At 69.2% G+C, this 26608-nt stretch carries 32 protein-coding genes; 12 read left to right on the top strand and 20 right to left on the bottom strand.

Translation table 11 applies throughout. The features are described 5' to 3' along the window. The 11 genes from ACIRL2_RS37625 to ACIRL2_RS37575 all read right to left on the bottom strand — a co-directional run. Positions 1-371: DNA cytosine methyltransferase (locus tag ACIRL2_RS37625; protein WP_402238338.1), on the bottom strand; the 371-nt coding region annotated here is incomplete at its 3' end. Then, on the bottom strand, positions 368-748 hold the full coding sequence (locus tag ACIRL2_RS37620; protein WP_402238336.1) for a hypothetical protein: 381 nt from the start codon (positions 746-748) through the stop codon (positions 368-370). The genes ACIRL2_RS37620 and ACIRL2_RS37625, both read right to left, overlap by 4 nt. 84 nt (positions 749-832) lie before the next feature. Then, the gene (locus ACIRL2_RS37615; RefSeq protein WP_402238333.1) at positions 833-1060 is read right to left on the bottom strand and encodes a hypothetical protein; all 228 of its coding nucleotides are present in this window, start codon (positions 1058-1060) and stop codon (positions 833-835) included. 19 nt (positions 1061-1079) lie between these two features. Next, entirely contained in the window at positions 1080-1310 is a 231-nt protein-coding gene (locus ACIRL2_RS37610; protein ID WP_402238330.1) for a hypothetical protein, read from the bottom strand. Positions 1311-1346: 36 nt separating this feature from the next. After that, positions 1347-1631 (bottom strand): hypothetical protein, encoded by a 285-nt coding sequence (locus tag ACIRL2_RS37605; RefSeq protein ID WP_402238327.1) that lies wholly within the window; start codon positions 1629-1631, stop codon positions 1347-1349. A 141-nt stretch (positions 1632-1772) separates the two neighbouring features. Then, positions 1773-3968, bottom strand: a complete 2196-nt coding sequence (locus ACIRL2_RS37600; RefSeq protein ID WP_402238324.1) for a cell division protein FtsK — start codon at positions 3966-3968, stop codon at positions 1773-1775. A gap of 80 nt (positions 3969-4048) precedes the next feature. Then, positions 4049-4321 carry a hypothetical protein gene (locus ACIRL2_RS37595; RefSeq protein WP_402238322.1) on the bottom strand — a complete coding sequence of 91 codons (273 nt, stop codon included), beginning with the start codon at positions 4319-4321 and terminating at the stop codon, positions 4049-4051. A 28-nt stretch (positions 4322-4349) separates the two neighbouring features. Continuing rightward, on the bottom strand, positions 4350-4730 hold the full coding sequence (locus tag ACIRL2_RS37590; protein WP_402238319.1) for an RRQRL motif-containing zinc-binding protein: 381 nt from the start codon (positions 4728-4730) through the stop codon (positions 4350-4352). Next, entirely contained in the window at positions 4730-6097 is a 1368-nt protein-coding gene (locus ACIRL2_RS37585) for a hypothetical protein (RefSeq protein ID WP_402238317.1), read from the bottom strand. Before ACIRL2_RS37585 ends, ACIRL2_RS37590 begins: the two co-directional genes overlap by 1 nt. Next, complete coding sequence (locus ACIRL2_RS37580) at positions 6094-6519, bottom strand: DUF3307 domain-containing protein (RefSeq protein ID WP_402238315.1); 426 nt, start codon at positions 6517-6519, stop codon at positions 6094-6096. Before ACIRL2_RS37580 ends, ACIRL2_RS37585 begins: the two co-directional genes overlap by 4 nt. After that, positions 6516-6782 (bottom strand): hypothetical protein, encoded by a 267-nt coding sequence (locus tag ACIRL2_RS37575; protein WP_402238313.1) that lies wholly within the window; start codon positions 6780-6782, stop codon positions 6516-6518. The genes ACIRL2_RS37580 and ACIRL2_RS37575 overlap by 4 nt, the downstream gene beginning before the upstream one ends. 195 nt (positions 6783-6977) lie before the next feature. On the opposite strand from ACIRL2_RS37575, the gene ACIRL2_RS37570 reads away from it, so the two are divergent. Genes ACIRL2_RS37570 through ACIRL2_RS37560 form a run of 3 tightly spaced genes read left to right on the top strand, consistent with a single transcriptional unit; the run spans position 6978 to position 8982 of the window. Further along, positions 6978-7745, top strand: a complete 768-nt coding sequence (locus ACIRL2_RS37570) for a GntR family transcriptional regulator (RefSeq protein WP_402238311.1) — start codon at positions 6978-6980, stop codon at positions 7743-7745. Positions 7746-7757: 12 nt separating this feature from the next. After that, the gene (locus tag ACIRL2_RS37565; RefSeq protein WP_402238308.1) at positions 7758-8510 is read left to right on the top strand and encodes a protein phosphatase 2C domain-containing protein; all 753 of its coding nucleotides are present in this window, start codon (positions 7758-7760) and stop codon (positions 8508-8510) included. Beyond that, entirely contained in the window at positions 8467-8982 is a 516-nt protein-coding gene (locus ACIRL2_RS37560) for an NUDIX hydrolase (RefSeq protein WP_402238341.1), read from the top strand. The genes ACIRL2_RS37565 and ACIRL2_RS37560 overlap by 44 nt, the downstream gene beginning before the upstream one ends. Before the next feature lie 20 nt (positions 8983-9002). Here ACIRL2_RS37560 and ACIRL2_RS37555 read toward each other — a convergent pair whose 3' ends face one another. Continuing rightward, positions 9003-9476 carry an HIT family protein gene (locus ACIRL2_RS37555; protein WP_402238306.1) on the bottom strand — a complete coding sequence of 158 codons (474 nt, stop codon included), beginning with the start codon at positions 9474-9476 and terminating at the stop codon, positions 9003-9005. A gap of 219 nt (positions 9477-9695) precedes the next feature. On the opposite strand from ACIRL2_RS37555, the gene ACIRL2_RS37550 reads away from it, so the two are divergent. Further along, entirely contained in the window at positions 9696-10190 is a 495-nt protein-coding gene (locus ACIRL2_RS37550; RefSeq protein ID WP_402238303.1) for a TIR domain-containing protein, read from the top strand. Between the two features lie 74 nt (positions 10191-10264). On the opposite strand, the gene ACIRL2_RS37545 is transcribed toward ACIRL2_RS37550, so the two are convergent. Beyond that, a complete protein-coding gene (locus ACIRL2_RS37545) occupies positions 10265-10588 on the bottom strand; it encodes a hypothetical protein (protein ID WP_402238301.1) in 324 nt (107 codons plus the stop codon). A gap of 1203 nt (positions 10589-11791) precedes the next feature. On the opposite strand from ACIRL2_RS37545, the gene ACIRL2_RS37540 reads away from it, so the two are divergent. The 3 genes from ACIRL2_RS37540 (at position 11792) to ACIRL2_RS37530 (ending at position 14388) form a co-directional block, all read left to right on the top strand. Beyond that, positions 11792-12244: a guanylate kinase gene (locus ACIRL2_RS37540; protein ID WP_402238298.1), complete on the top strand. Its 453-nt coding sequence runs from the start codon at positions 11792-11794 to the stop codon at positions 12242-12244. Continuing rightward, positions 12241-13077 carry a DUF1932 domain-containing protein gene (locus ACIRL2_RS37535; protein ID WP_395871751.1) on the top strand — a complete coding sequence of 279 codons (837 nt, stop codon included), beginning with the start codon at positions 12241-12243 and terminating at the stop codon, positions 13075-13077. The genes ACIRL2_RS37540 and ACIRL2_RS37535 overlap by 4 nt, the downstream gene beginning before the upstream one ends. A gap of 294 nt (positions 13078-13371) precedes the next feature. Next, positions 13372-14388, top strand: a complete 1017-nt coding sequence (locus ACIRL2_RS37530; RefSeq protein ID WP_402238294.1) for an NUDIX hydrolase — start codon at positions 13372-13374, stop codon at positions 14386-14388. Between the two features lie 165 nt (positions 14389-14553). Here ACIRL2_RS37530 and ACIRL2_RS37525 read toward each other — a convergent pair whose 3' ends face one another. The 5 genes from ACIRL2_RS37525 to ACIRL2_RS37505 all read right to left on the bottom strand — a co-directional run bounded on the left by ACIRL2_RS37525 (position 14554) and on the right by ACIRL2_RS37505 (position 20124). Continuing rightward, complete coding sequence (locus tag ACIRL2_RS37525) at positions 14554-14997, bottom strand: nuclear transport factor 2 family protein (protein ID WP_395871747.1); 444 nt, start codon at positions 14995-14997, stop codon at positions 14554-14556. 269 nt (positions 14998-15266) lie between these two features. Further along, positions 15267-16910 carry a beta-N-acetylhexosaminidase gene (locus tag ACIRL2_RS37520; protein ID WP_402238291.1) on the bottom strand — a complete coding sequence of 548 codons (1644 nt, stop codon included), beginning with the start codon at positions 16908-16910 and terminating at the stop codon, positions 15267-15269. A 7-nt stretch (positions 16911-16917) separates the two neighbouring features. Next, entirely contained in the window at positions 16918-17748 is an 831-nt protein-coding gene (locus ACIRL2_RS37515) for a carbohydrate ABC transporter permease (RefSeq protein ID WP_395871743.1), read from the bottom strand. Positions 17749-17861: 113 nt separating this feature from the next. Then, a complete protein-coding gene (locus ACIRL2_RS37510; RefSeq protein WP_395871741.1) occupies positions 17862-18827 on the bottom strand; it encodes a carbohydrate ABC transporter permease in 966 nt (321 codons plus the stop codon). 4 nt (positions 18828-18831) lie between these two features. Then, positions 18832-20124, bottom strand: coding sequence for an extracellular solute-binding protein (locus tag ACIRL2_RS37505; RefSeq protein ID WP_395871739.1), 1293 nt, complete (start codon positions 20122-20124; stop codon positions 18832-18834). Between the two features lie 340 nt (positions 20125-20464). On the opposite strand from ACIRL2_RS37505, the gene ACIRL2_RS37500 reads away from it, so the two are divergent. The 5 genes from ACIRL2_RS37500 to ACIRL2_RS37480 all read left to right on the top strand — a co-directional run bounded on the left by ACIRL2_RS37500 (position 20465) and on the right by ACIRL2_RS37480 (position 25657). Next, positions 20465-22012 carry an amidohydrolase family protein gene (locus tag ACIRL2_RS37500; RefSeq protein ID WP_395871737.1) on the top strand — a complete coding sequence of 516 codons (1548 nt, stop codon included), beginning with the start codon at positions 20465-20467 and terminating at the stop codon, positions 22010-22012. A 10-nt stretch (positions 22013-22022) separates the two neighbouring features. Then, entirely contained in the window at positions 22023-22886 is an 864-nt protein-coding gene (locus ACIRL2_RS37495) for an IclR family transcriptional regulator (protein WP_402238286.1), read from the top strand. After that, positions 22883-24079, top strand: coding sequence for an alanine racemase (locus tag ACIRL2_RS37490; RefSeq protein ID WP_402238283.1), 1197 nt, complete (start codon positions 22883-22885; stop codon positions 24077-24079). Before ACIRL2_RS37495 ends, ACIRL2_RS37490 begins: the two co-directional genes overlap by 4 nt. Positions 24080-24215: 136 nt before the next feature. Next, positions 24216-25217 carry a sugar kinase gene (locus ACIRL2_RS37485; RefSeq protein ID WP_395871731.1) on the top strand — a complete coding sequence of 334 codons (1002 nt, stop codon included), beginning with the start codon at positions 24216-24218 and terminating at the stop codon, positions 25215-25217. A 59-nt stretch (positions 25218-25276) separates the two neighbouring features. Next, the gene (locus ACIRL2_RS37480) at positions 25277-25657 is read left to right on the top strand and encodes a RidA family protein (RefSeq protein ID WP_020549267.1); all 381 of its coding nucleotides are present in this window, start codon (positions 25277-25279) and stop codon (positions 25655-25657) included. A 19-nt stretch (positions 25658-25676) separates the two neighbouring features. Here ACIRL2_RS37480 and ACIRL2_RS37475 read toward each other — a convergent pair whose 3' ends face one another. Together ACIRL2_RS37475 and ACIRL2_RS37470 are read right to left on the bottom strand one after the other, a co-directional pair. Next, the gene (locus ACIRL2_RS37475) at positions 25677-26039 is read right to left on the bottom strand and encodes a VOC family protein (RefSeq protein ID WP_395871729.1); all 363 of its coding nucleotides are present in this window, start codon (positions 26037-26039) and stop codon (positions 25677-25679) included. Positions 26040-26263: 224 nt separating this feature from the next. After that, on the bottom strand, positions 26264-26506 hold the full coding sequence (locus tag ACIRL2_RS37470) for a chaplin (protein ID WP_395871726.1): 243 nt from the start codon (positions 26504-26506) through the stop codon (positions 26264-26266). Positions 26507-26608 lie beyond the last annotated feature (102 nt).

Genomic DNA, 26608 nt, shown 5'->3' with positions numbered 1-26608 from the left:
GTGAGCAGCCCGGGGACGTTTTCGAGCACGAGCAGCCGGGGTCGTGGGTCCAGGTCGCGAGCAGCGTTGAGGATCGCATCGAAGATCCACCTCTCATCGGCCGTTCCGGCGCGCTTGCCGGCCATGCTGGAGGGCTGACACGGCCACCCCGCGGTGAGCACGTCAACCGGCGCCACGGTGCGGAAGTCGAGCGCGGTGATGTCGCCGAGGTTGGGCGTGCGCGGCCAGTGGTGCGCCAGGATCGCGCTCGCCCCGGGGTCGTTGTCGGCGTGCCACGCGGTCTCGCCGCCGAGCACGGCGTGTACGGCGTCGTCCAGGCCGCCGTATCCCGTGCACAGTGACCCGATACGCGGGCCGGTCGCGGCGTTCACTCGGTGCGCCCGAAGTACTCGGCGAGGGTGGCGACGTACTCCGCGAGGCGGACGTGTTCGGGCGCGTAGCCGTCCCAGTCGTCCGGGTAGGCCATGGTCGAGGTGATGGCGTCCGCGAGCGAGCGGTACATGTCGGACCGACCGTCGGGGTCCGAGGCGCGGGCGATGAGCGAGGCGACGGTCAAGGTGGTGGGGCTGTCCCAGTCGCCGAGCCAGTCCACGATGCGCCGGTCGTACGTGCCGAGTTCCACACCGGCGTCGGACAAAACGCGGTACAGCAGGGCGCGATTCTCGGCGGTGCTCTGGCGGGGGATGCCGAGCGGTCCGGTGTCGAGCGGTCCGTTCGGGACGGACAGTTCTCGGATGGGCTCTGTCATGCTGGATGTCTCCTGTTTCCTGTTGTGGTTCGGGAGCCCGGGGCGGCCGGCGACTTGCCGGAAGACGGTCGCCCCGGGGCGGGGCTAGAACGGCGGTTCGGTGCTGTACGAGGCCGGCGAGCGGCGCCACAGCGGGATGCGGACGCGCGGCCCGTCGTTGCACGGGCAGACTTCGAGGTCGGGTTCCGGGTAGACGTCATGGGCGCCGAACCAGCCGCCGACGCCTTCGCAGTAGCGGCAGTTGGGGTCGGCCCCGCGTTCGATGCGGATTTCGCGGTGGGCGCGGTAGATGAACCAGCGGCGGATGCGCACGGGCGGGTGCTCCGTTCGGTCAGGCGATGGCGGACGTGAGCGCGTCGACCAGGCCGGCGACGAGGGTGCCGGTGGAGTCGTTGAGCGAGGCGGCGAACGCCGTGGCGGAGAGGTTGACTCCGGCGACGAACAGGCAGAATCCGGCGAGCTTGGGCGCCTTGTTCCCGGCGAGCAGGAGGAACGCGGCGGCGAGCAGGATCACGGGCAGGCCGATGACGACGGTGGAGCCACCGGCGGCGAGAGCGGTCATGGCTGGTCTCCTGACTGGTGGTCGGAGGAGCGTGGGTCAGCGGATGCCGTCGGCGTGCAGGCGCCGGGCGTGGTTGTGGATGCGGCGGCCGATGCGCAGCCGGGCGCCGGTGCCCTTGCAGTGGCGGCACGGCTTGCGGATGCTGCGGCGCTTGGGCTTGCTCGGTGTGCCGTTCGCGGCGCGGCGCTTGTCCCGCCAAGAGGTGTGGTTGCCGGTGCCCTCGCAGCGTCGGCAGGGGCCGAACGGCGAGACGAGGCACAGCAGGCTGTAACCCACGGTCGCAAGCAGGGTGGCGAGGGTGGCAAGTGCGGCGAGTGCCATGAGGAGCCTCCTGGAGCCTGTTTCGGGGTGTGCGAGGGGAAGGCCGCTAGTCGATAGCGTCCTGATCAGGTGCTGTTTGGGTCGCTAGCAGGGTCGCTTGCGCAAGCGAGGATTCGTGCTTGCGCAAGCGACCGGCGGAACCTAGTCGGCGACGCGGTTTCGGTTGCGCTCCGTGATTGCGGCGGCGATGTGCTCCCGGAGGATGCCGCGCCGGTTGACGGTCTTGCCGTCCACTCGCCGGCTGATCTGTTCCGTGGTGATGCCGTACGGCTTGAGCGCGTTGGTGAGCTGTTCGGCTTTGGGCTTGGGCTCCAACGCGGCCCACGGCCCGTACGTCTCCGGGCTCAGTTCGGCGAGGCGGTCCACGATGGTCTCGGACCACACCTTGTCCTCGCCGCGGCCGAGCACGGCGGCGACGTCGTCCAGGATCGAGCCCGACTCGGCGCCGGCCGCGGCCTCGCCGATCGCGTCGCCGGACAAGGTCCCCTCGTCGGTGCGCAGGGCGAGCGCGCGGGTGAGGATGACCTCGGCGTCGGAGCCGTCGGCGAGGTAGGTGCGCACGATCCCGGCCTCGTCCGTCATCCCGCGCAGCACACCCACGCCCTTGTGGGAGCGCAACAGCCGCGATGCGTCGAGCCCTTCGCTGTACGCACCCGCGCCCAGCACGACGTCCGAGACCTGCCACGAGCCGACCTTGAGACTGAAGCGGGCCTGGTGCTGGTCGCGCAGTACCGACGGGCACGCCTTGTCGTCCGGCTTCTGCGTGGCCACCAGTACCGACACACCCACCGCCGGGGCCACCCGCGCCAGGTAGACGAGCAGTTCGAGGATCAGCTTCCCGTGCGTGGGGTGCTGGAGATATTCCTGGACTTCGTCCACGATCACGACCGTGAGCGGCATGTTCAGGCGCTTGTTCCGGGAGATCTCCGGGGTGAGCTTGCCTTCCGGGCACACGTTCAGCGGCATCTCGGACAGCCGGTGGTAGCGGTCCTCCACGTCCGCCTTCAACTCGGTGAGCGAATCCACGAAGTGCTCCACCGGGTCCACCCCGTCACGCGGGACGATGCCGAACCCGATCCGGTGCGCGATCTTCCTGAACCCGCGCCAGTCCGGCGACGCCTTCCCGTCGAAGAGCACGATCCGCACGAACGGGTCCAGCGCCGCGGCGAGCGCGATCGTGCGCGCCGAGAACGTCTTGCCCTGCCGGGGCACCGCACCGACCAGCAGCGACAGCCACAGCATGGTCACCATCACCTCGTTGCCGCGCTCGTCGCGGCCCCACGGAATCGGCTTCCAGAAGTCCACCCGATCCGTGAGCAACAGCGGCGTACGCCCCGGGGAGACGGCGAGCGGGTCCGTCCCGGCGACCCACATCGACACCCGCCGGGCGCTGGTGACGTCCTTGTCGAGGAAGACCTGAGTGGGTGCCACGTCGATGCCGGACGCGAGACGGTCCTGTGCGTTGAGAGCGTCGGCGAACGTCTTGCCGTAGGGCAGGTCGACCACCACCCGCCACCCGTCGCCCTCCTGCACGATCGGCTTCGGGAACGCGATCCCCCGATCCTTCGTCGTCAGCCCGGCGGATACGAACGCCCGAACCACGATGTCCGAGGTGAGCTTGCGCGCCCGGAACTTCACCCGCGCACCCTCGATCACCGGACGATCCGCCGGCGTACCCGCCCACCCCAGAACCGCAACCGTCGCCGCCACGCCGAGAACCTCCACCCACGCGGGAGCCAGCACCCACACCGCAAGCGCCAACACCAGGCCCAGCACACTCACGAGCAGGGCGATGGTGGCCCGCAACTTCACCCGTCCATTGCGCTGCTTCGACAACCGCAGATATTCGGCCGCGTCTGCGGCCTGAACGGCGGCGGCACGGATCGGCGCGCCCTCGGCGTCGAAGACCCACCGGCACGTCGCCGTCGACCACCGCCACGCACCCCGCGGCGCGTATGCGGTGAGCTTGGCCGAGTACACCGGCACCCGCACCAGGTGATACGCGCCCGTCTCCCGGTAGTGGTGCACCAACCACCGGGCGAACGCCCGACGTTCGGCGTCGATCGTGAGCCACTTCGGCAGCACCGGCCGCCGCGCCTCGTCCTTGGCCTTCATCATCTCGGCGAGCGACAGCGGGTAGACCTGCTCCGGCAGGTCGACCACCTGACCCTCGGCCACGTCGCCCAGCTCGGCGGCCTCCGCGTCGGGGTCCGGCAGTTCCGCCACCCACTCGCCGAACGCGTCCCGGTCGCGCTTGCGCAGCGGGATCACCTCGCCGCCGACCGGATCGGCGGTGGCGCCCTCGGGTTCGGATGTGTTGATGGTCTCGTGCGTCATGCTGGATCTCTCCTCTTTGGGGAGGGCGGGCCCCGGCGGTTGCTGCCAGGCGTGGCCGGGGCCCGCGGTCTTCGAGACAGTCAGTGGCAGAAGCAGTGATCGCCGCAGGCGTCGTACGGGGGCTCGGTGACCACGCCCCGGGCGTTGGTGTAGATCTCGCAGTCGCAGTGCCAGCACTGCCACCGACCGATGAGGCCGGCGTCCATGTCGGCGCGCAGCTCGGCGTCCTCGTCCTCGGACAGGTCGCGCATGGTTGTCTCGTGGCATCGGGGCGGAAGCTCGGCGGTGAGGGTGTCGCCCTGGTGGACGCCCTCGAAGTCCGGGCCGGTGGCGTTCAGGGTCGTGGTGCTCATGGGGCACTCCCTGGAGTTGTCCGATGGGTCAGGCGGCGCGCTGTTCCTCGGGGTGGGCGCAGGTCACGCAGCATCCGAGCGAGGTCGAGATGACGTAGCCGGCGTCGGCGCGGCAGGTCGGGCAGGTACGGCGGGCCCGCATCGCCGCGGCGAGCGCCCGGTGCCGTCCGTCGGTCATCGGCCGGACCGGGCGGGCTCGGTCGACGCGGTACAGGTACGCGACTCGCACTCCGCGCGATCGGCTCTGCCACATGAGTTGCGCGGCCGGTTCCTGACCGCCGGGCCGGAGCCCTTCGGCGCGGAGTTGACGGCGGGTCATGAGCCCTTCGGGCGCGGCCCGCCACGGGTAGGTGGGGATGCCGTGGCGGGCGCCGGTCGGGTCCCAGAACCTTGCCCGGAACCGGGCCATCAGCCCTGGGCCGCGGCGTCGGGGTCGACCACCAGGTGCAGACCGGCGGCCGTGCGCTCGGCGAGCAGCGCGTCCCGGAGCGTCCGGCCCTTCGAAGCGGAGGTGCGCACCGCCTTGCGGACCGCCTCACCCGTCAGTCGGTCGGCCGGCCAATCGGCGGTCAACTCCCGAGCGAGGGAGAGAAGTTCATCGGTTGTGCGGGCGCGTTCGGTCGACTTCGCAGCGGCCGGGACCTTGCCGGTCGCCCTGCGCGGACGCGCACCGGTCGACCGACTCACCCCCGACTCAGGTGAACCCTTTTGTATAGAAATGTGCTGATCAGGGGTCGACTGCTCCCCGTCGGTCGGGGCGGTCGAGTGGACCCTGCCGAGCAGTTCGGCGACCGGCCGGGCCGAGTCGAACGCCAGGATGAGCGCGTCCCGAACGGCTTCGTCCGAGACGAGCACCGACCCGCCCGGAGCGACGTCCGCGAGCGTCGCGGTCGGCGTCTGGACCACCGAAAGCGCGACCGGCTCGGCCGTCGACTCGGGCGCCTTGGCGAGCAGTTCACGCACCCGCTTGGCGGCCTTTTGGTGACGCTTGAGCGTCCGACGGGTCACCCCAGGGTCGGCACCGTGGATCGCCCGCCACGCGATGATCCACGCCGCGTCCTCCGTCAGACCGGGCACGGACGCGAGCAGGTCTCGCATGCGTCGACTCACCCGGCGGAACCGCGCCTTGCGGTAGAGGTCGGCGCGCAGTTGCGCGCCGGTCTTCCCGCCGGCGTGCTCGGCCTGACTGTGCGCGTACGACTCCCACAGCAGCACGCCGAGCATCGACGCGATCCCCAGCACGATCGCCAGCGGGATGCTCCGGTGGTACGTGTGCGCCACGTTCAACGCCGCGGCGGCAAGTGCCGAACCCCACGTGATCACCCGGTACAGGCCGGCGGGCCGCCCCGACTCGATCGCCTTGGACGCCATCGCGGCACCGGCCCAGGCCGCGCCTTCGGACATCGACGTGACCAGCACCGCGAGCGCGGGATTCATGCCGAGCGCGAGATAGAACGACATCTGAGCGGGCCACGCGGTGCCCACCGAAGCGGCCATCATCGCCGTGACCATCACAAAGTCACGGCGAACGAGAACCGCGTCCAGGCGTTTGCGCCACCGAAGGTTCCGGGCGGCGCGGGCAGCCGCCTTGTCCTGCTCGGCACCCTCCCGTGCGGTGCGCTCGGCCTCGCGCCGAACAGTGGCGATCCGCGCGGCGGCTTCGGCCTGCGCGAGCGCCGATGCGGCCAGCTTGGCCTGCGCGGCGGCCTGCGCTTCGGCGACCTTGGCCTTGTCGAGCTGTCGGCCGGCGCGCATCGAGTACACGGTGTCGGTCATGACGTCACCCCCGTGACGATCAGGGCGGCGACGAACAGCCACCCGATGTGCCAGGACTGATCGAGCAGGTACGGCGCCTGCGGGTCGTGATCCCACCAACCGCCCTTGCCGACCCGACGGGCCAGCTTGGCGAGCGTGTGCCGACGGTCCGCCCACCAGTGCGACAACGCGTCCACCACCAGGCCGACAACCACCGCGAACGGGTTCAGCGACAGCCCGAACACCAGCCACACGGCGCCCAGGAACAGCAGCTTGGTCGCCGTCAACGACACGACGTGCTGCGCGGCGAGATAGCGACCCGACCAACCGGCCGCGCCCTTGCCGAGCGCCTCCTTCTCGCGCTGCACCCAGTGGTCACCCACCATGTGCGCGGCGTACAACGCGAACCCGACGGCGGCGAACGTACCCGGATCGGCGCTCACGCGGCCCACCGCCGAGCAATCACACGCTGCGGCATGACCAGAACGCGGGGCGCCTCACCGAGCAACTGCGCGGCGTAGGCGGCCAACTCGGGGTCCTCGCGCCGCAACGCGGTCAGGATGTCGTGCGCGGCGTCGACCCGAGCGGCCCGCTCCTCGGCGGACTCCCCGTCGACACCCGTGAACAGCTCCGCGTCGACGCCCAGCGCCAACTCGGTGAACTCGAAACTCGACACGGCCAGTCGGCCGTTCACAATGGTTCTCACGGTCGTGCTCCTCTCAGGAAGGTCACGGCCCACGGGGCGGCTGCCTCCCGGCAAGGACCGGCAGCCGCCCCGGAACACGTCTGACGTGCACGAATCTTGGTTCACCACCTCACTAGTGAGGCAGTGATGTGACAGTAGCGCCACAGAGCGCAAGACCGCAATACCTCACTAGTGAAGTCACCTAGGATTGCTCGCATGGCCATTGATCCGACCGATCCGCGCTCGCCGTCACGGCAGATTGCCGACGAACTCAGGGAAGAGATCACTAGCGGACGCCTGGCGCCTGGTGACGCGCTCCCCTCGGAAAAGATGCTGGTAGGACGCTTCGGAACGGCGCCAGCTACCGCTCGACAAGCCGTGCGGCTCCTCAAGGAAGAGGGCCTTGTGGTCGCCGAGAGGGGGAAGGGCGTCTACGTGAAGCGACAGCCGCCCACGATCCGTCTCGGGTCTCACCGGTTCTCTCGACAGACGCGCGCTGAGGGCAAGTCAGCCTTCGAGGCCGAGATAGAGCAGCAGGGCCTGAAATGGGGGCAAGAGGTTCTTGAGCTTGCCGACGTCCCCGCACCCGAGTGGGTCGCCGAGTGGCTCGGCGTGGACACCGGCGCAACCGTCTTCGTTCGCCGGCGCCGCAACTGGGTAGCCGACACGCCAACCCAGCTCGCAGACAGCTACTACCGCCTAGACACCGTCGAGGACACAGCGATCCGAACCCCAGACACCGGGCCTGGTGGCAGTTACGCCCGGCTGGAAGAAAAGGGGCTCGCTCTCGAGCGGTTCCGGGAAGAGATCCGAATCCGGATGCCAACCCCGGCTGAGGTGCAGGGCCTGCGCCTTACTCCCGGAACGCCCGTCGCCGAGCTACGGCGGATCGCCTTCGGATCGAGTGGACCGCTCGAAGTACTGGAGTCCGTGGTGTCCGGCGACAGCCACGTGTTCTGCTACGAATTCGCCGCACCCGAGTAGACAGGAAGAACCTTGCAGGTCAGCCACATCAGCGAACCGTCTCCAGGCGGCATCAACGATGACTCCGTCGTGGCCAGCGAACGATTCGTCATCGTGCTGGACGGCGCGACCGCGAACGGCCTGGACACGGGATGCGTCCACGACGTCCCGTGGGTGGTGAGCCGCCTAGCCGCCCAACTGTCGGCTCGACTCATCACGGATGACGGCGCACCCCTCGCCGAGATCCTTGCCGACGGCATCGCCGCAGTCTGCGACCTCCACGCCGACACGTGCGACTTGACCAACCCGAACAGCCCGTCCACTACGGTTGCTCTGCTCCGCAACCGCGGTGGCTTGGTCGACTATCTTGTGCTCTGCGATTCCCCGATCGTTATCGAGACGACGTCCGGCGACATCCGTCCGATCAACGATGACGCGACGGCGCATCTCCCGGGGTACACGCGCGAGATCCTTCAAGAGGTCCGGAACCAGCCGGGCGGCTTCTGGGTCGCGAGTACGAAGCCGGAAGCGGCGAAATATGCGATTACCGGTTCTGTTCTTGCCGCGGATGTGCGCCGTGTTGCGGTAATGACGGATGGCATGTCGCGCCTTGTTGAGCGGTATGAATGGGAGTGGAGCCAACTCCTTGACGTCTTGGAGGCTGCCGGGCCTTCCGCAGCTGTCAACGCTGTTCGAGACGCTGAGCGTATGACTCAGCCTGGAAAGTTCCGTGGCAAGCCCCATGATGACGCCACCATTGCATACTGCACCCACTTCGGAGCATAGGACCGTGATGAGTTCCAGTTCCGCACGGCACTCGGTAAGCGTGGCTGGTGTCATCGTCGATGGCACGGATCGTTGCCTAATTACAAAGCGTCGAGATAATGGGCAGTGGCAAGCCCCCGGTGGCGTACTTGAGATGCATGAATCAATTCCCGAAGGTCTCGCGCGTGAAATGAAAGAAGAGACAGGACTAGAGATCGAAGCGATCAGACTCACGGGTGTTTATAAGAACATTAGGCTAGGTGTGGTTTCCCTAGTTTTTCGATGCAACATCGTAGCGGGAAAATTGAAGTTGAATGAAGAGGTGTCAGAATTCAAATGGGCCTCACGCGAAGTCCTCGATGGATTCATGACCGAAGCATTCGCAGTTCGCGTAACGGACGCGCTATCCGAAGGAGCGTTTCCTGCCATTCGTGTGCATGATGGAGTTCACCTAATCTCAGACATGGCAGTGTGGCGCGGTAGGGAACGCTAAGCCACTAGGTCCCTTTGCTGTCACTGGGCGCAGGTTGATTTCCCGATCATACCTATCCTTTCTGTGATTCCGTTCTCGATTTTTCTGGCCAATGCATCAGCTTCCTCTTCTCGTATGCTATGACTAGAGAGCCAAAGATCCGCAAACCCGTCATTCTCCCATCTTGGCACCAAGTGCATGTGAAAATGAAAAACAGTTTGCGAAGCTGCTTTCCCGGTTGAGTTGATGAGATTAATCCCATCCGGCGCGAGTGCGATTCTGAGCCCTTGTGCAACCAGTGAAACTGACTTCATGACTGTTTGTAGATAATTTGATGGAATGTGCCACAGGTCAGAGACGTGGGCCTTAGGGATTACCAGTACATGGCCTTTTGCTGCGGGCCTTCGAGGAAAGAAGGCTAGAGTGTCCGGCGATTCGTGAACGACCACTGCTTTCGCTTGGCGGGCAGCGATTTTGCAAAACTCACAATCGCGATTGGCGATATCTTGCTCCATTTTGATCCCAACCTCTCGGGGGAACTCCTTCGGAGGAACCATTCCCGAGCCGATCAAAAGTATGTCCGTCTCGTTGCACCCGGCTCGTGGACAAGCCTCTGACCACGCATTTTATCCAAAATGCTTCGGACTGTCGGCGTGGGGTTGTACCGTGCCCTTGGTTCCCGGGGATCGATCTCAAGGGGACGCAGTGAATCAGTGACTTCATGCGGGAGTGTCATGGCTAGAAAAGTCTTCTACAGCTTCCATTATGTGCCCGATTGCGTGCGAACTGCACAAGTCCGCAATTCGGCAGTGGTTGAGGGCAGCCACACTATTTCGGACAACGCATGGGAGACAGTGAAGGCTGGCGGTGATGCTGCGATCCAGCGATGGATTGATGGGCAGCTATCTGGTCGCTCGGCCACGGTGGTGCTAATCGGGAGCGCCACAGCTGGCCGCAAGTGGATCAACTACGAGATCCGGAAATCTTGGGATAGCGGTAAGGGGCTTGTAGGAATCCATATCCACAACCTCAAGAATTTTCAGCAACAGCAGTCACCGAAGGGAAGTAACCCGTTTGCTGGAATCAACCTTCAGGATGGAAGAAAGCTGTCATCCGTAGTAAAGGTATATGACCCGCCATACAGTACGAGCACTCTTGTGTACGATCACATTAAGAAGAACCTTGAACGTTGGGTGGAAGAGTCGATTGTGATCCGCAATCAGGCCTGAGTCGGGCACCCTTCCACTGAATACGTCAAGAGGGACCCCGGCATCGATTTGATGCCGGGGTCCCTCATTTGCATTCAGCGAGCGACATGAATCGCAATCGCTGTTATCAGTAGAACATTTACGATGGCGAGAATTCCATAGAAATTCACCATCGTATGCGACCAGATGACACGCTTCCATGGGACGACTGCAAGGTAGGGTTGCACATTCATGGCGAAGAGATCTGTCGGAACCGTAGGGTTTCTGACGTCGTCGTACAATTTTCGAAAGAGCCGCTCTTGCCGAAGATAGTAGCTATCAAGTAGCCAGAATCCCACGATTGGCATGAGTCCAACGACTGCAACTTTCCAGCTCGAATTGCTTGCAGAAATACCGAAGAAGGCGCCAGCAATTGTCATGGTCCATCCTTTGATGAGGAATGAGCCATTTCCCAATCTTGCAACTATGGCTTGAATGAATTCAAGATGCTTAATTTCCTCACTTGTGAGTGACGGATTCGACGGGCTGGGTGACGACATTGGATGCCCTTCTGATAGGCAGTCGAGATGCTTACTGTGACGATCGAAGCACAACAGGAGTAGAGCGAGGTCAAGTCGTCTGATCTCACATAGTTCCATGCTTAGCAGAAGACACGCTTCGTGCGATGGCCTCCCAAGATGACGAGTCGAAGCAGGCGCTTAGAAGAAGTCCAGTTCCGGGTGCCTGGAAGTGTCTGTGACCTGGAAGGTAGGGCGGACAGCCCTAGCTGATCACGTCTGCCTGTTCGGCCGTGGGAAACCTCCACCGAGACCCCGGGGGCTCAGCCGCCATCGCGGGTATCCCCACTGGTCGGATGCAGACGCATTGGGCGATGCATGGGCGGCTGGGATAGCTCCCTGCCTGCTCGGGTCTCTACGCAAGTCCACCTCTCGGCAGGACAACGGCGGCCCGGGCGGTCAAGACGCCGAGCTCGAATCGAACCAAGCGATCGGACAACTACGCGCCGCGCTGTCCGACTGTCCGGAGATCGCCGTGACCTGCACAAACAGGCCGGACAGCATCGAGTGAAGCTGTCCGGCCTGTCCGGTACCGGAGGGGCAAGAGCCTGCTGAAACATCCGGATGTTTCAGCAGTCTTCCGGTCCACGTTCGCAAGCCTTATGCCGATCGGACGTAAGACGACGGGTGGGTAATCCATGGGTGAGGGCGACGAAGTCGCTCCTTCATCTGTTCTTTGCCCTGGTCAGCGGCTTGACGCGGCGATCCGTAGGGCGGGCTGTAAATCTGCCGGTGTATGCCTACGTTGGTTCGAACCCAACACCCGCCACACCGAAACGAAGGCCCCCGACCAGCGGAAACGCTGGTCGGGGGCCTTTGTCGTGTCCGGAGGCCGGCCGTTCGGCGGGTTGTGGGTGGTGGGCGGGTGGGGTGGGGTCGGCGGCATACTGCTGCGCTCATGGGTTGTGGGTGGGGAGGGTGGCGGTGACTTCGGGGGCTGTGGTTCTTTATGGGCCGCCGGCGGCCGGGAAGGACACGGTCACGGCGGCTTTGTCGCGGTTGGACGGGGCGTTTGTTCACTTCCGGCGGTTGAAGGCCGGGCCGGGGCGTTCGTCCGGGTATCGCATGACGGATTCCCGGGTGTTGGCGGGGATGCGGCGGGACGGGTTGATCGTGCACGGCAACCGGCGTTACGGGGCGGAGTACGCGACGGACGTACCCGAGCTCGATCGGCTTACGGCACGCGGGTGTGTTCCCGTGGTGCACGTCGGACAGGTCGACGCGGTCTTCGCGCTTGCGGCGTATCCGGTGCACTGGACGCGGGTTCTGTTGTGGTGTTCGCGGGACGTCACCGCCGAGCGTTCGGTCGGTCGGGGTGATGTCGACGGTGATGCTCGGTTGCGGGTCTGGGAGGAGACGTACGCCGATCTGGAGGCGCACCGCGAGGTGCGGTGGTCCGTGATCGTGCGGACCGATCGGACGTCGCCGGACGAGTCCGCGGCGCTGATCCGGCAGGCTGTGCGTGACCGGGCGCCGGATCGATTCACCCCGGCCCACCTGCTTCGAGGGGGCTCATGACCACGATCGGAATGCTTCATCCGGGCAGCATGGGCGCGGCGGTGGCGGGGGAGTTGACCGGCCGCGGGATCACCGTGTTGTGGTGTCCCACGGGTCGTGGTGCGGCGACCGCGGCACGCGCGGACAGGTTCGGTCTCGAACCCGTCGAGGAGCTCGACGAGTTGCTCGATCGCTGTGCCTGTGTGATCTCGCTGTGCCCTCCCGGGGCGGCGGAGGCGGTTGCCCGTTCGGTCGCCGAGCGGCGATACGCCGGGTTGTACGTGGAGGCGAACGCGGTGAGCCCGGAGCGGATGGGGCGCATGGCCGCGCTGCTTGGCGCGGGCGGCGCCGCCGTTGTCGATGGAGGTGTGGTCGGGTCCCCGCCTTCGCCGACCCGGTCTCCTCGCCTCTACCTGTCCGGTGCGGGCGACGAGGTGGCTCGTGTCGCCGAGTTGTTCGCCGACACGAGGGTGCGGGTGCGAGCCCTTCCCGGCGGGATCGGGCAGGCGTCCGGGCTGAAGTTGTCGTTCGCGAGCTATCAGAAGGCGAGCAGGGCGCTTGCCGCCGTGGCGCATGCGATGGCGAGCGAATACGGCGTCGGGGCGGAACTGCTCGACATCGCCCGGGATCACTCCACGCGGCATCTCGCGGAGCCGGACTACATCGCGGATGCCGCCGCCAAGGCCTGGCGCTGGGAGCCGGAGATGAGAGAGGTCGCCGCGGCCCTGACGGCCGTCGGCCTGCCCGCCGAGATGGCCTTCGGCGCCGCCGACGTCCTCGCGCGGTGGGCGCCCGCGAAGGACACCGAACTCGACCCGACCGAGGCCATCGAGATGCTGCGCGACACCCCGTAGCGGCGGCATCCGTGGCCGACTCCCGCACCCGACTCCCGGCCCCGGTACCCGGCCCCGGTACCCGACTCCCGGCCCCGGTACCCGGCCCCGGTACCCGGCACCCGGCCCCGGTACCCGGCCGGCCCCGGTGCCCGGCACCCGGCACCCGCGCCGAACTCGCGCATCGGACCCGCCCATCCGCCCCACGTTCGCCCCGCATCCGGCCCCGCATCCAGCCCCCGAAATTCGGTACATCCGATCGTCGGCCAGGATGGAGCCACGACTACGACGGACGCGGCGGGGGAGCGGATGAGCGTGAGCGGTAACGACGAGCCGGTATCCCAGGGACCGATCGACTACCACGCGACCTCGCCGGGGATGCCGGTGGCCGCGTCCGTCCTGCTGCGCGATCGGCATGGCGGGCTGGTGGTGTTGGATCCCGGTCGCAAGCCGGGACTCGGCCTTCCGGGCGGGACGGCCGAGCCGGGGGAGGCTCCGCACGAGGCCGCCCGGCGTGCGGTGCGGGAGGTGTTGGCTCTCGACCTCACCGTCGGCCGGTTGCTCGCGGTGTGCACCTCGACGGCCGGGGCGTACGGCCGGGTCGTGCTCGACTTCCTCTTCGACGGGCCGACGCTGACCGACGAGCAGGTCGCCGCACTGGTCCCGGTCGACGCCGGGTCACACGCGGTGTACGTGCTCACGCCCGACCAGGCGCTGCCGCGCTTTGCCGGGCGGACTCGGCGGCGGGTGTCGGTGGCGTTGGAGGCGTACGCGTCGGGGGCGTGTCTGTACGTGGTCGACGGGCGCGAGTACCGGCCGGCCAAGGAGCGGGTGTGGCACGAGGACGAACCGATCCCGGCCGGGGCCCCGGTCCGCCGCGCGGCGGGCTGGCTGTTCGACCCGGAGGGTCGGGTCCTGCTGGTCGGTGACCCGGACGACGGGTACGCGCTGCCCGGCGGCGGCGCCGAACCGGAGGACGTGGACGCGCTCGCGACCCTGACGCGCGAGGTCGCCGAGGAGGCCAACGCGGTGCTGGGCAAGACCACCCACGTGGGCTATCTGTCCGACCCGGACGGCGGCGACGTCAGGTCCCGCAGCGCCGCCCGGATCGCCTCACTCGGACCGCTCGCCCCCGACCCGGCGACGGGATGGTCGTGGAGCCGCGCCCTGGTCACCCCGCGCCGAGCCGCCGCACTCCTCGGCGGTGGCTACGAAGCGCGCCTGCCCCAGGCGCTGGCCGCGCAACGCATCGCCCACGAACGCCTCGGCGTCCCGATCCTCGACGACGACAGCCGGGTGGACGTACCACCGGAGGGCGTCACGTTCGAGTAGGCGCGCGGAGCGGGCGCGGCCCGCACCGGCTGCCGGAACCGCGGGGACGCCACGAGCGGTCCGGTGTGATCGGGCCGACCGTCGGGTGTACCTCGCTCCGTCACGACGACCGGTCCGGTCGGGCGCGCTTCGGCGCGTCACCACGAGTCGGGCACGCCCACCCGGTCACAACGACTGGTTCAGGTGCCGGCTCAGGTCGCCCACATAGTCGGTGATCATGTGGCGCCGGGTGAAGCGCCAGGTTCCCTCGGGCCGTTCGAAGGTGTCGTGGTAGCGGCCGGTGAAGACGGGTTGGAGCGGGAAGTCGGGAAGCGCCTGGAAGACCGTCACGTAGCTGCGGCACGTTCCGGTGCCCGCCTCGTCGTCCACGTCCAGGATCAGGTTCGTGGTCACGTGCCGGGTGTGCGGTGTGCCGTTGTCGGGATAGCGGCGCGTCCACGCCTCGAACATCGCCCGGGCGGCGTCCGCCCCGGCCACCTTCAGGTCCTGGCCCTCGGCGGTGATCACCGCGTGCGCGAACAACTCGCCCACGCCCGCGTAGTCGCCGGCGTCGATGCGCTCGGCGTACAGCCCGATCAGATTCGGAATCGCGTGGTATCCGGACGACATGACGGCGACCTCTCGACCTCTCGACGCTTCGACCGACGGCCACGGCTCGACCCACGGCGCATCGCGTCCCGCAACGGAACGCAACGCGACTCGCAGCCCACCGCGTCCCGCGACGCACTACGACCCGCAGCCCGCCGCAGCCCGACCGCCCGACCGTAGCTGACGCGGCGTCAGATGTCTCGGCTCGAATGCCTCGATCCAGCCCCGCCCGCCCCAGCCCCGCCTCAACCCCCGCCCCAGCCCCGCCTCAACCCCCGCCCAGTCCCGCCTCAAACCCCCCGCCGAATGTCCCTCGTCAACTCCAACAACTCCGCCTCACGATCCGCCCGCTCCCGAGGCCACCCGATCGCGTCCGGCCGGGTCTGCCACGGATGCGGTCCGGCCAAGGGCCGGTACTCCACCCCCAGCGCGTCCAGCCGAGCCAGGTGCGCCGACGTCAACCGCTCCGTGAACTCGGCGAAGTCGCCGGGCCCCGACCACACCGCCTCGGCGAACGCGCACAACCTCGGGAACGCCATGTAGTCGATCCGCCGGACCGAGTCCATGTGCTCGGTCCAGATCTGCGCCTGCCCGCCCAGCACTCGCGCGCCCTCCTCGGCCGTCAGCGCCGAGGGCACCGGCCGGAAGGCGTACACGTCCGCCAACGTCAACAACGGCCCGACCGGAATCGGCTCGTCCGCGCCCTCGCTCTGCCGGTAGTCGAAGTACACCGAGGTGTCCGGGCACGCCACCACCTCGAAGCCGGCCCGCGCCGCCGCGATCGTGCCGTGCTCGCCGCGCCAGCCGCCGATCAGCGCGTCCGCCGGCACCGCCGCGCCGCCCGCCAGGACCTCGTCCCAGCCGAACAGCCGCCGCCCCCGCGCGGCCAGCATCCTGGCCAACTTGGCCACGAACCAGCCGCCGAGCGACCCCGGATCGGGGTGCCCCATCCGCTCCCACGGCCCGGTCGGCACCTCGTCGCCGCCCACGCACACGTACCGGGACGGGAAGATCGCGCACACCTCGGCCAGCACGTCGCGACAGAACCCCAGCGCCTCCTCGGTCGGCGCGAGCACCCCGTCGGACAACCCGCCCCACCGGGTGCGCACCCCCTCCACCGGTACCGCGCCGAGCGACGGATAGGCCGCCACCACCGCCTGTACGTGCGCCGGCAGGTCGATCTCGGGCACCACGGTGATGTGCCGATCGGCCGCGTACGCGACGATCTCGCGCAGGTCCGCACCGGTGTAGTAGCCGCCGTGCGGACGTTCGTCGAACATCTCGTGCTGCCGCGATCCCCGCATGCTGCCCGTGCGCCACGCGCCCACCGAGGTCAGCCGCGGCCACCCCGGCACCTCGATCCGCCAGCCCTGGTCGTCGGTCAGATGCAGGTGCAGCACGTTCAACCGGTGCACAGCCATCAGATCCACGAAGCGCAACACGTCCTGCTTGGGCAGAAAGTGCCGGGCCACGTCCAGCATCACCCCGCGCCAGGCGAAGGCCGGCTCGTCCTCGATCACGCACACCGGCAGCGACCACCCGGCCGTGCCCACCCGCGCGCGCCGGAACGCGTCCGCCGGGAGCAGTTGGCGCAGCGTCTGCAGACCCGCGAACACCCCGGCCGCCGAACCGCCGCGCAGCTCGACGGCCGTCGCGGTGACCTCCAACCGGTACCCCTCGGCCGGCAGCGCGTCCGGGTCGAGCAGCAGCGTGATGCCCGGACCGGACCCCAGGAGGCATCCGGTCGCCGGGCCGAGCGCGCCGCGCAACCACGCCGCCTCGGCCGCCAGTTCCGGCGGATGGGTCACACCCGTGGTCGCGGTGGGGGTGAACGTGCCCGCGCCCGGGACGACCCGAGCCGGCCGCGGCAGCACGGACGTCGCCGGCGACGGCGAGGAGGAGGCGCCGGTCGAGGAGGACGAGGAGGTGGTCATGGAGGAATCAGTCCTTCACCGCTCCGCCGAGCCCCGAGACCAGGTGCCGCTGGACCAGCACGAAGAAGATCAGGACCGGAATGGTCATCAGGGTGGAGGCGGCCATGATGCCGCCCCAGTCGTTCTCGTCCGGCTTGAAGAACACCATCAGCGCCGCCGGCAGCGTCTGGTGGTCGGTGTCCAGGATGAAGGTCTTCGCGAACACGAAGTCGTTCCACGCGGTGATGAACGAGAACACCGACGTGGCCGCGAGCCCGGGCGCGACCAGCGGGAACAGGATCCGCCACAGGATGGTGAACCGGTTCGCGCCGTCGATCCGGGCGGCCTCCTCCAGCGATTCGGGGATCGCCTTGACGAAGCCGCGCAACATCCAGATCGCGAACGGCAGCGAGAAGGCCAGGTTGACCAGCATCAGCGAGCCCAGCGTGCTGAGCCCGAATCCGGGGGCCACCGTGCCGATGTCGCGGACCAGGAAGAACAGCGGGATGGTCAGCGCCTCGACCGGCACCATCTGGGCGACCAGGAACATCACCAGGATCGTGGTGCGGAACTTGAAGTTGAACCGGGTCAGCGCCACCGCCGCCAGGAACGACACCAGTCCGGAGAGTACGACCACCACGGTCGCCACGATCAGGCTGTTGAGGAAATAGCCGCCGAAGCCGCTGACCCCGAACGCGTCGCGGAAGTTGTCCAGCGTCGGATGCCACGTCCACGGCCGCGGGTTCACCGAGTTGATCTCGCCGTCCGGCTTGATCGCGGAGAGCACCATCCAGTAGAGCGGGAACACCGTCAGCAGCGCGACGACGATCGCGGTCGTGTTGGCGATCCGCCGGGACACCTTCCGGTTCCCCTTGGAGCGACGCGGCCCGACGGGGCGACGCGGCCGGTCGGGGCGAACGGCGGCGGCGCCCGACCCGGGAACCGCGGAGCCCGAAGAAGTGGACACAGTGCTCACAGCTCCTCCCCGGAGCGACGCAGCGCGCGGATGTAGAAGACCGTGACGACGAGCAGGATCAGCGTCATCAGCACGCCGATCGCCGCGCCCAGGCTGTAGTCCGAGGACGCGAACGCCTTCTGGTACGCGTACACGTTGAGCACCAGGTTCTGGCCGGCGATGCCGCCGCCCCCGGTCATCACGTAGATCTGGGTGAAGACCTTGAAGTCCCAGATGATCGACTGGATCACCACGATGGTCAGGATCGGCCGCAGGATCGGCAACATCACGTGCCGGAAGGTGGTCCAGGTGGACGCGCCGTCCAGCCGGGCCGCCTCCAGGACCGAGACCGGGATCGACTCGATGCCCGCGTACAGCGAGATCATCACGAACGGGAACGAGTGCCACACCACCACGACGCCGACCAGCGCGAACGCGGACCACTTGTCGTAGAACCAGTTGTGGCCCTGCATGCCCAGGACCTCGTTGACCAGGCCCAGGTTGGTGTCGAACAGGAACATCCACACCGTCGAGCCGGTCATCGCCGGGGCCGCCCACGCGCCGAGCGCGGCGAACATCAGCAGCAGCCGCGGCCACTTGCCGATCCGGGTCAACAGCACCGCGAGCGCCGCGCCGACCGCGAGGGTGGCCACCACACAGGCCGCCGCGAAGATCACGGTCTGGGTCAGCACGTCCCAGAACTGGTCGTCGCCCAGCAGGGTCGAGTAGTTGTCGAAGCCGACGAACTCCGCGACCTCGCCCGCCGAGGCCTGCGGCTGCCCGAACTTCAGGAAGGAGAGCAGGCCGAGCTGGTAGAGCGGGTAGCCGAACAGCGGGATCAGGACGACCGCGGAGGGCAGCAACAGCCACAGCGGCATCCACGAGCGGCGCCGCCCGGGCCTCGTCTTCTTCGCGCCGCCGCGCGGGCGGACCGGGGCCGAGGCCGGCCGGTCCGCCCGCGCGGGCGTGGTGGTCGTGGTCACCGTGCTACTTCCCGGCGAACGCGTTGTCGATCGCGGTCTTGGCCTCGCCCGTCGCCCCCGGGACGTCGGACTTGCCGGTGACCACCTTCTGGAACATGGTCGGCACCACGGACTGCGAGTCGATCTTGGCCCACGCGGCGTCCTTGGGCACGAACTTGGTGCCCGCGTTCAGGGTGTCGATGAACGGCTTGAGCCACGGGTCCTTGGCCACCACGTCGCCACGCGCCGAGGCGAGTGTGGGCAGGTTGCCCATCGCGTCGAACATCTGGAGCTGGTACTTCTTGCCGCCCAGGATCTTCATGAAGTCGACCGCGAGTGAGCGGTGCTGCGAGGACTTCATCACGCCGAGGTCGTTGCCGCCGGAGAAGGCCGGCGCGATCGAGCCCGGGGCGTTGCCCGGCAGCGGGACCACCGCGTACTTGCCCTTGGCCACGCCCGCCTCGACCGCGCTGCGCGAGGAGTTGGGCAGGATCGCCATGCCCGCGGTGCCGGCCGCGAAGGCCTCCACGGTCTTGCCGCCGGTCAGGTCGGCGCACTGCTGGGGCGGACAGATGTCCTTGGAGAACAGGTCGGTGTACGCCTTGACGCCCGCCTGCGACTGCGGCGAGTCGATCGAGGCCGCGTACTTGCCGCCCTGCTGGGTGGCGATATCGCCGCCGTTGGCCCACAGGAAGGGCAGACCGCCGAAGGTGTACTTGCCGCCGACCGCGATGCCGAACATGTCCGGCTTGGCCGCGCGCACCTTCTTCGCGGCGTCGACCAGCTCGGCGTACGAGGTCGGCGGCTTCAGGCCGAGCTCGGTGAACACGTCCGTGCGGTAGTACAGCGAGCGCAGGCCCAGCCACCACGGCAGGCCGTAGGTCTTGCCGTCGACCAGCGTGGTGTCCTTGAGGTCCTTGGGCAGGTCGCCCGCCTCGGACCAGTTGCCCAGGTCGGCGGAGATGTCCGCGAGACCGCCGGCCTGGACGTAGCCGAACAGGTCGGTGTTGCCGAACTCGACCACGTCCGGCGCGCTGTTCGGATCGTTGAACGCGCCCTTCATCTTCTCCGCGCGCGGGCCGGCGTCGGTGGGTATGTAGCCGAGCTCGACGTTCACCTTCGGGTGCGCGGCCTTGAACTCGGCGACGGCCGCGTTGACGACCTTCTCCTTGGGCCCGCGGTTCGCCTCGTCGTACAGCCACACCTTGAGCGTGCCGGTCTGTTCGTCGGCGGACTTCGACTTGGACGCCGTGCCCGGCGCGCACGCCGCCAGCGCGATGCCGGCCACTGCGACGGCGGCCAAACTCCGGATCTTCACGACAATTCCTCCTGCGGCGAGGCAGGCCGGAGCGATCGCGGGGATGCCGCGACCCGAGGGTCGGCCTGTACGTCTGGACGTCTGCATCAATCGACACGAACGGGCCGCAAGGGGGGAAACATCCGGTGCGGCGTGAGCGGGACGTTAGAAAGCGGCGCCGCGTTCCGACAAGGCGTCCCGCCGAACGTTGTGCACTGCAAAATGGTGTGCTGCGAAAGTGGCACCGAGCGCTCACGGACACGTAACGTCCCTGCTCGGTCGATCCGTCGGCCATCCGCAGGACACCGCCCGTTCCGACCGGCTCGGACGCGAGGGACCACGAAGGGCAGGGAGGGCTCGCATGTACGACGTACTGCTGCGCGGCGGGCAAGTGCTCGACGGCACCGGCGCACCCGCCTTCCGGGCCGACGTCGCGATCACCGGCGACCGGATCGCCGCGATCGGCCGCCTGGACGGCGCCCGGGCCGCGACCGAGCTCGACGCGAGCGGCCGGTACGTGGCGCCCGGCTTCGTCGACGCCCACGTGCACGGCGACGCCGCCGTGCTCGACCCCGACGTCCAGCTCGCCGCGCTGCGCCAGGGCGTGACCACCTTCGTGCTCGGCCAGGACGGCCTGTCCTACGCCCCCGCCACCCCCGCCGCGCTGGCCTACGCGACCCGCTACTTCGCGGCGATCAACGGCACCCACCCCGGCCTGGGCGAAGGTCCGGTCTCGGTCGCCGACCTGCTCGACACCTACGACCGCAGCACCGCGGTCAACACCGCCTACCTCGTGCCGCACGGCACCGTCCGCTACAGCGCGCTCGGCCCCACCGCGCGCCCCGCGGACGCCGCCGAGCTGGCCGCGATGACCAAGGCCGTCGAACAGGGCCTGGACGAGGGCGCGTGCGGCCTGTCCACCGGCTTGGAATACGTGCCCGGCCGCTACGCGGACACCGCCGAGCTGGCCGCCCTGCTCGCCCCCGTCGCGGCCCGCGGCCTGCCGCACGTCTCGCACATGCGCGGCTACGAGGGCGCCGCCGGACCGGCCATGCGCGAGATGCTCGACGTGGCCCGCGCGGCGGGCGTGGCCACCCACGTCTCGCACTACCACGGCCCGGCCGAGGAACTGATCGCGATGGTGGACGCGGCCCGGTCCGAGGGCCTGGACCTCACCTACGACGCGTACCCCTACCTGCGCGGCTGCAGCATCCTGGCGATGGTCGCGCTGCCCCGCGCGCTGGACGATCCCGATCCCGACCGGGTGGTGGACGCACTGGCCCGACCGGCCACCCGACGCCTCCTGGCCGACGAGGTGGACCCGGCCCTGTGGCCCCGGATCACCCTCGCGCACGTGCCCGCCGCCGACTTCCGCTGGGCCGAGGGCCGCCGCCTCGTGGACGCCGCCGCCGAGGCCGGCGCGAGTCCCGCGGAATTCTGCGCCGACCTGCTGATCGCCACCGACCTGGTGGCGAGCGCCGTGTTCGACCAGCCGCCGACCAACAGCGACGAATCGGTCCGCGCGCTGCTGCGCCACCCCGCACACATCGGCGGCTCCGACGGCATCTACATCGGCGGCAGCCCGCACCCGCGCGGCTGGGGCGCGTTCGCCCGACTGCTCGCCCGACACGTGGTCGAACTGGGCGACTGGACCTGGGAACAGGCCGCCGTGCACCTCGCGTCGCACCCGGCCCGCCGCTTCGGGCTGACCGACCGGGGCCTGCTCCGGGTCGGCCTGGCCGCCGACATCGCGGTGATCGACCCGACCCGGGTGGCCGACCTCGCCGACTACGGCGACGCCCGCCGACCCGCCGCCGGCATCGACGACGTCCTGGTGGCCGGTGTCCCCGTACTCTCGTCCGGAGCCCTGACGGGCAACACGCCCGGGCGCCCGGTCGGACCGTCCTGAGGACATGCCAGTGAGCACTCACGAGCACGAGCGCGGCGCCCACGAGTCGCCGAGCGAGCCCCGCGGCGAGACCCGCGGCGGACCGCGCGGCGAAGACCGCCCGCCGGCGGCGCGCAACCAGTCCGCGTCGCTGCGCCGCGCCCTCGCCGTCCTGGAGGAGGTCCGCGACCACGCGGGCGCCGAGGGCCTGAACCTGACCGAACTCGCCGACACGCTCGGCCTGTCCAAGAGCACCGTGCTGCGCCTGGCCCAGCCGCTCCTGGACACCGGGCTGCTCGCCCGGGACCGCCGGCACGGCCACTTCCGGCTCGGCCCCGGCGCGCTCGCGCTCGGCCAGGCGTACCTGGCCGGCATCGACCTGCGCACCGCCGCCGCCGAGGAGGCGCACCGGCTGATGCGCGAGGCGGGCGGCACCGTGCACCTGTGCGTTCCGGACGCGCCGCACATCGTCTACATCGACAAGGTCGAGAACGAGACCGCCGTGCGGATGGCGTCGCGGATCGGCAGCCGCGCGCCGATGTACTGCACGGCCGTGGGCAAGGCGATGCTCGCCTGGCTGCCCGAGGACGTGTTCGCGCAGGTGGTCGACGCTGGCCTGCCCACCGTCACCGCCCGCACCCTCACCGACCCGGTACTGCTGCGTACCGAACTGGCCCGGATCCGCAACCGGGGCTACTCGGTGGACGATCGGGAGAACGAGCCCGAGGTGCGCTGTGTCGCAGCGCCTATCTTCGATCACAACGACGTCGTGGTCGGAGCGCTGTCGGTCTCCGGTCTCACGTCCCGCGTCACCGCCGCGCGGGTCCGCGAGCTGGGACCCGCCGTCGCGGGGGCGGCCCTCCGTGTATCGCGCACCCTGGGAGCGACCCGATGACCCTCGACTCATACACCAAGGGCACCTGGCTGCCGTATGAGGAACTCACCGACGACGAACTCGGTGCCGCCGAACACAGCCTGTTCGACGGGCCGTTCACGTGGCCGGTGATGGTCGCGCGCAAGTCCGCGCTGATCGCGAACGTGGCCACGATGAGCGAGTACACCGCGCGGCACGGCGTGTTGTTCGCGCCGCACGGCAAGACCACCATGTCGCCCGAGCTGTTCGCCGAGCAACTGGCAGCCGGTGCCTGGGGGATCAGCGTGGCGACCGCGAACCAGGCGCTGGCCGCGCACCGGTTCCGGGTGCCCCGGATCCTGATCGCCAACGAGGTGCTGGACGAGAAGGTGCTGCGCTGGGCCGCCACCCGGCCGGACCTGTTGTTCTACGTGGACTCCCGGGCCGGCGTCGAGGTCGCCGCGCGGGCGCTGGCGGCGGTGCCCGGCGGGAAGTTGTCGGTGCTGGTCGAGCTGGGCCGCCCGGGCGGGCGGGCCGGCTGCCGCGACATCGCCGAGGGCGTCGAACTGGCCCGGGCCGCGGCCGAGGTGCCGGGGCTGACCGTGGCGGGCGTGGCCGGCTACGAGGGCGGCCTGCCGGACGCCGCGGCGGTGTCGGACTGGATGCGCGAACTGGCCGGGCTGGCCGACGCGATCGCCGACCTGGTGCCCGGGACGCCGATCGTCTCGGCGGGGGGCAGCGCCTGGTTCGACGCGGTCGTGGACGTGCTCGCGCCGGACGGCAAGCCGCTGCCGGACCGCACGATCATCCTGCGCAGCGGCGCCTACGTCTCGCACGACGACGGCTTCTACACGCGCGTGACGCCGTTCGCCAGGCACCCCGAGGAGGGCTCGCTCGCGGCCGCCCTGGAGGTGTGGGCACAGGTGCTCTCCGCGCCCGAGCCGGGTCTGGCCGTGCTCGGCGCGGGCCGCCGGGACGTGCCGTTCGACCAGGACCTGCCGACTCCGCTGCGGGTGCGCGCGCTGGACGGGACGATGCGCGAAGCGGGGGAGGCGCGCGTGGTCAAGCTGGACGACCAGCACGCGTACGTCGACCTCGGCGGGACCACGATGGCCCCGGGCGAGCTGGTCTGCCTGGGTATCTCGCACCCCTGTACGGCGTTCGACAAGTGGCGCGCGGTGCCGGTGGTGGACGACGACCATCGTGTCGTGGACGTGCTGAACACCCACTTCTGAGCCCACCGCTCGGCTCGCCGCGCCGGCCACCCGACCCTCGATCCGCCGCCGAGCCGTCCCGAATCCGAAACCCGACCCGACTCCGAACCCGAGCGCGACGCCGGCTCGGAACCCGACCCCGAATCCGATGCCACCGATGACGCGAATCACGCGAGAGGACATCATGACCGCCGAACCCCGGGAAGCCCCGGACGTGGTCACGCTCGGCGAGACCATGGTGCTGCTCACCGCGCCGCACATCGGCCCGCTGCGGCACGCTCGCACACTCGACGTCGCCACCGGCGGGGCGGAGAGCAACCTGGCCATCGGGATCACCCGACTGGGCCGGCGGGCCGCCTGGATCGGTCGGGTGGGCGACGACGAGTTCGGTCGGTTGGTGCTGACCGTGCTCGGCGGCGAGGGGCTGGACACCCGCGGCGCGGTGGTCGACCCGGACGCGCCCACCGGATTGATGGTCAAGGCGCGGCGCACCAGCGCGGCCACCGACGTGCGCTACTACCGTGCGGGCAGCGCCGGTTCGCGGTTGTGCCCGCAGGACGTGGATCCCGCGCTGGTGCGCTCGGCGAGGATCCTGCACGTCACCGGCATCACCCCCGCGCTGTCCACGACCGCGCGCGCGGCGGTCCGCGCGGCCGTGGCCGAGGCGAACGCGGCCGGCGTCCCGGTCTCGCTCGACCTGAACTACCGCAAGGCGCTGTGGTCGGCCGAGGACGCGGCGACCGAACTGCGCGCGCTGGCCGCCGGCGCGGACATCGTGTTCGCCACCGAGGACGAGGCCCGCCTGGTGCTCAAGGCGCCGGAGCACACCCCGGTGCTCGACCTCGCGCGCGAACTCGGTGCGCTGGGCCCCACCCAGGTGCTGCTCAAGCAGGGCTCGCGCGGCGCCGTCGCGCTCGTCGACGGCCGGCCGCACGAGGTGCCGCTGCACCGGGTCGACGCGGTCGACCCGGTGGGCGCGGGCGACGCGTTCGCCGCCGGTTATCTCGCCGAACTGGTCGAGGGCGGCTCGGTCGCCGCCCGAGTGGCCACCGCCGCCGCGGCCGGCGCGTTCGCGGTCACCGTGCCCGGCGACTGGGAGGGCCTGCCCCGCCGGGACGAACTGCGGCTGCTGCACCAGGACGACGCGGTCGTCCGCTGAGCCGCCCGCTCACCTACTGTCCACAAGCACGAACAATGCGATCAAGGAAGCGAACTCCCATGGCACACAAGGAAATCCGCACCGACGCCGCGCCCAAGCCGGGCGGCACGTACTCGCAGGGCATCGACGCCGGCGACTTCGTCTACACCGCGGGCATGGGCCCGATCGACCCGGCCACCGGCGCGACCGTGGGCGACGACGTGGCCACCCAGACCCGCCAGGTGCTGGACAACCTCAAGGCCGTGCTGGCCGAGGCCGGCCTCGACTTCAGCCACGTGGTCAAGGTGACCACCCACCTGGAGCACCTCAAGCGCGACTTCGCCGGATACGACGAGGTCTACCGCGAGTACTTCACCGCGCCGTACCCGGTGCGCACGACGGTCGGCTCGGACCTGATGAACATCCTGGTCGAGATCGACGTGGTGGCCCGCCGCCCGTGATCTCGGGCCGCGCGGTCGGTCACAGCGGCTGGAGGAATTCCAGCCGGTTGCCCACCGCGTCCTGTGCGTAGCACCTGCGGTGGCCGGGGAACTCGCCGTCCGGGACGACCTCGGTGCCGTTCGCGGTGAGTCTGGCCATCACGTCGTCCAGGTCGGTGACCAGGATGCCGGGATGCGCCTTGCGCGCGGGTCGGAAGTCGGCCTCGACACCGAGGTGGATCTCCAGCGTGCCGGCCCGCACCCACAGGCCGCCGCGCGCGGCCAACACCGGCGGCTTGGCCACCTCGGTCATGCCCAGGACACCGAGGTAGAAGGCACGGCACGCGTCCTCGCTGCCGGCCGGGATGGCGAGCTGTACGTGGTGCAGGGCGTAGGTCGTCATGCGCGGATGCCTACCCCGGCGCCGCACCGAACCCCGGTTCGAACCGACGACCCGATGAACCGACGAACCGATGAAGGCCGGTCCGAAGCCGGGGAGCCCCGGCCGGCCGCCGGGCGCCGGTTCCGATCCGCCCCGCCGGTCGTCGCGGCACACGACGCGGCCCCGCTCGATGCGTGGAAGAACGCACCGAGCGGGGCCGAAGTGTTCGTCAGCCGATGTCGACGTCAGCCGCCGTTGATGCAGGTGTTGCCGATGGTGGGGTTGAGCGCCGCGATGATGTTCACGGTGTTGCCGCACAAGTTGACCGGGACGTGAACCGGAACCTGGATGTTGTTGCCGGAGAGCACGCCGGGCGAGCCCACGGCCGCGCCGTCCGCCTCGGAGCCGGCCATGGCGGGCCCGGCAGCGCCCGCGAGAGCGGCGCCCACGGTGGCGGTCAGGACTGCGGCCTTGGCGATACGCGACATCTTGTGTCGGTCCTTTCGGTTCGTACAGGTCCCACCCGCGGCGGGTGGATCCTGAACAACGCGCCAACCTGCCGTCGGATACGGCGACACGGCCGAACGAGC

The sequence above is a fragment of the Embleya sp. NPDC127516 genome, assembly GCF_044765325.1.
Classification (GTDB): Bacteria; Actinomycetota; Actinomycetes; order Streptomycetales; family Streptomycetaceae; genus Embleya.
The sequence above is the reverse complement of the archived record's forward strand: the minus strand, read 5'-3'. Positions and strand labels throughout refer to the sequence as shown.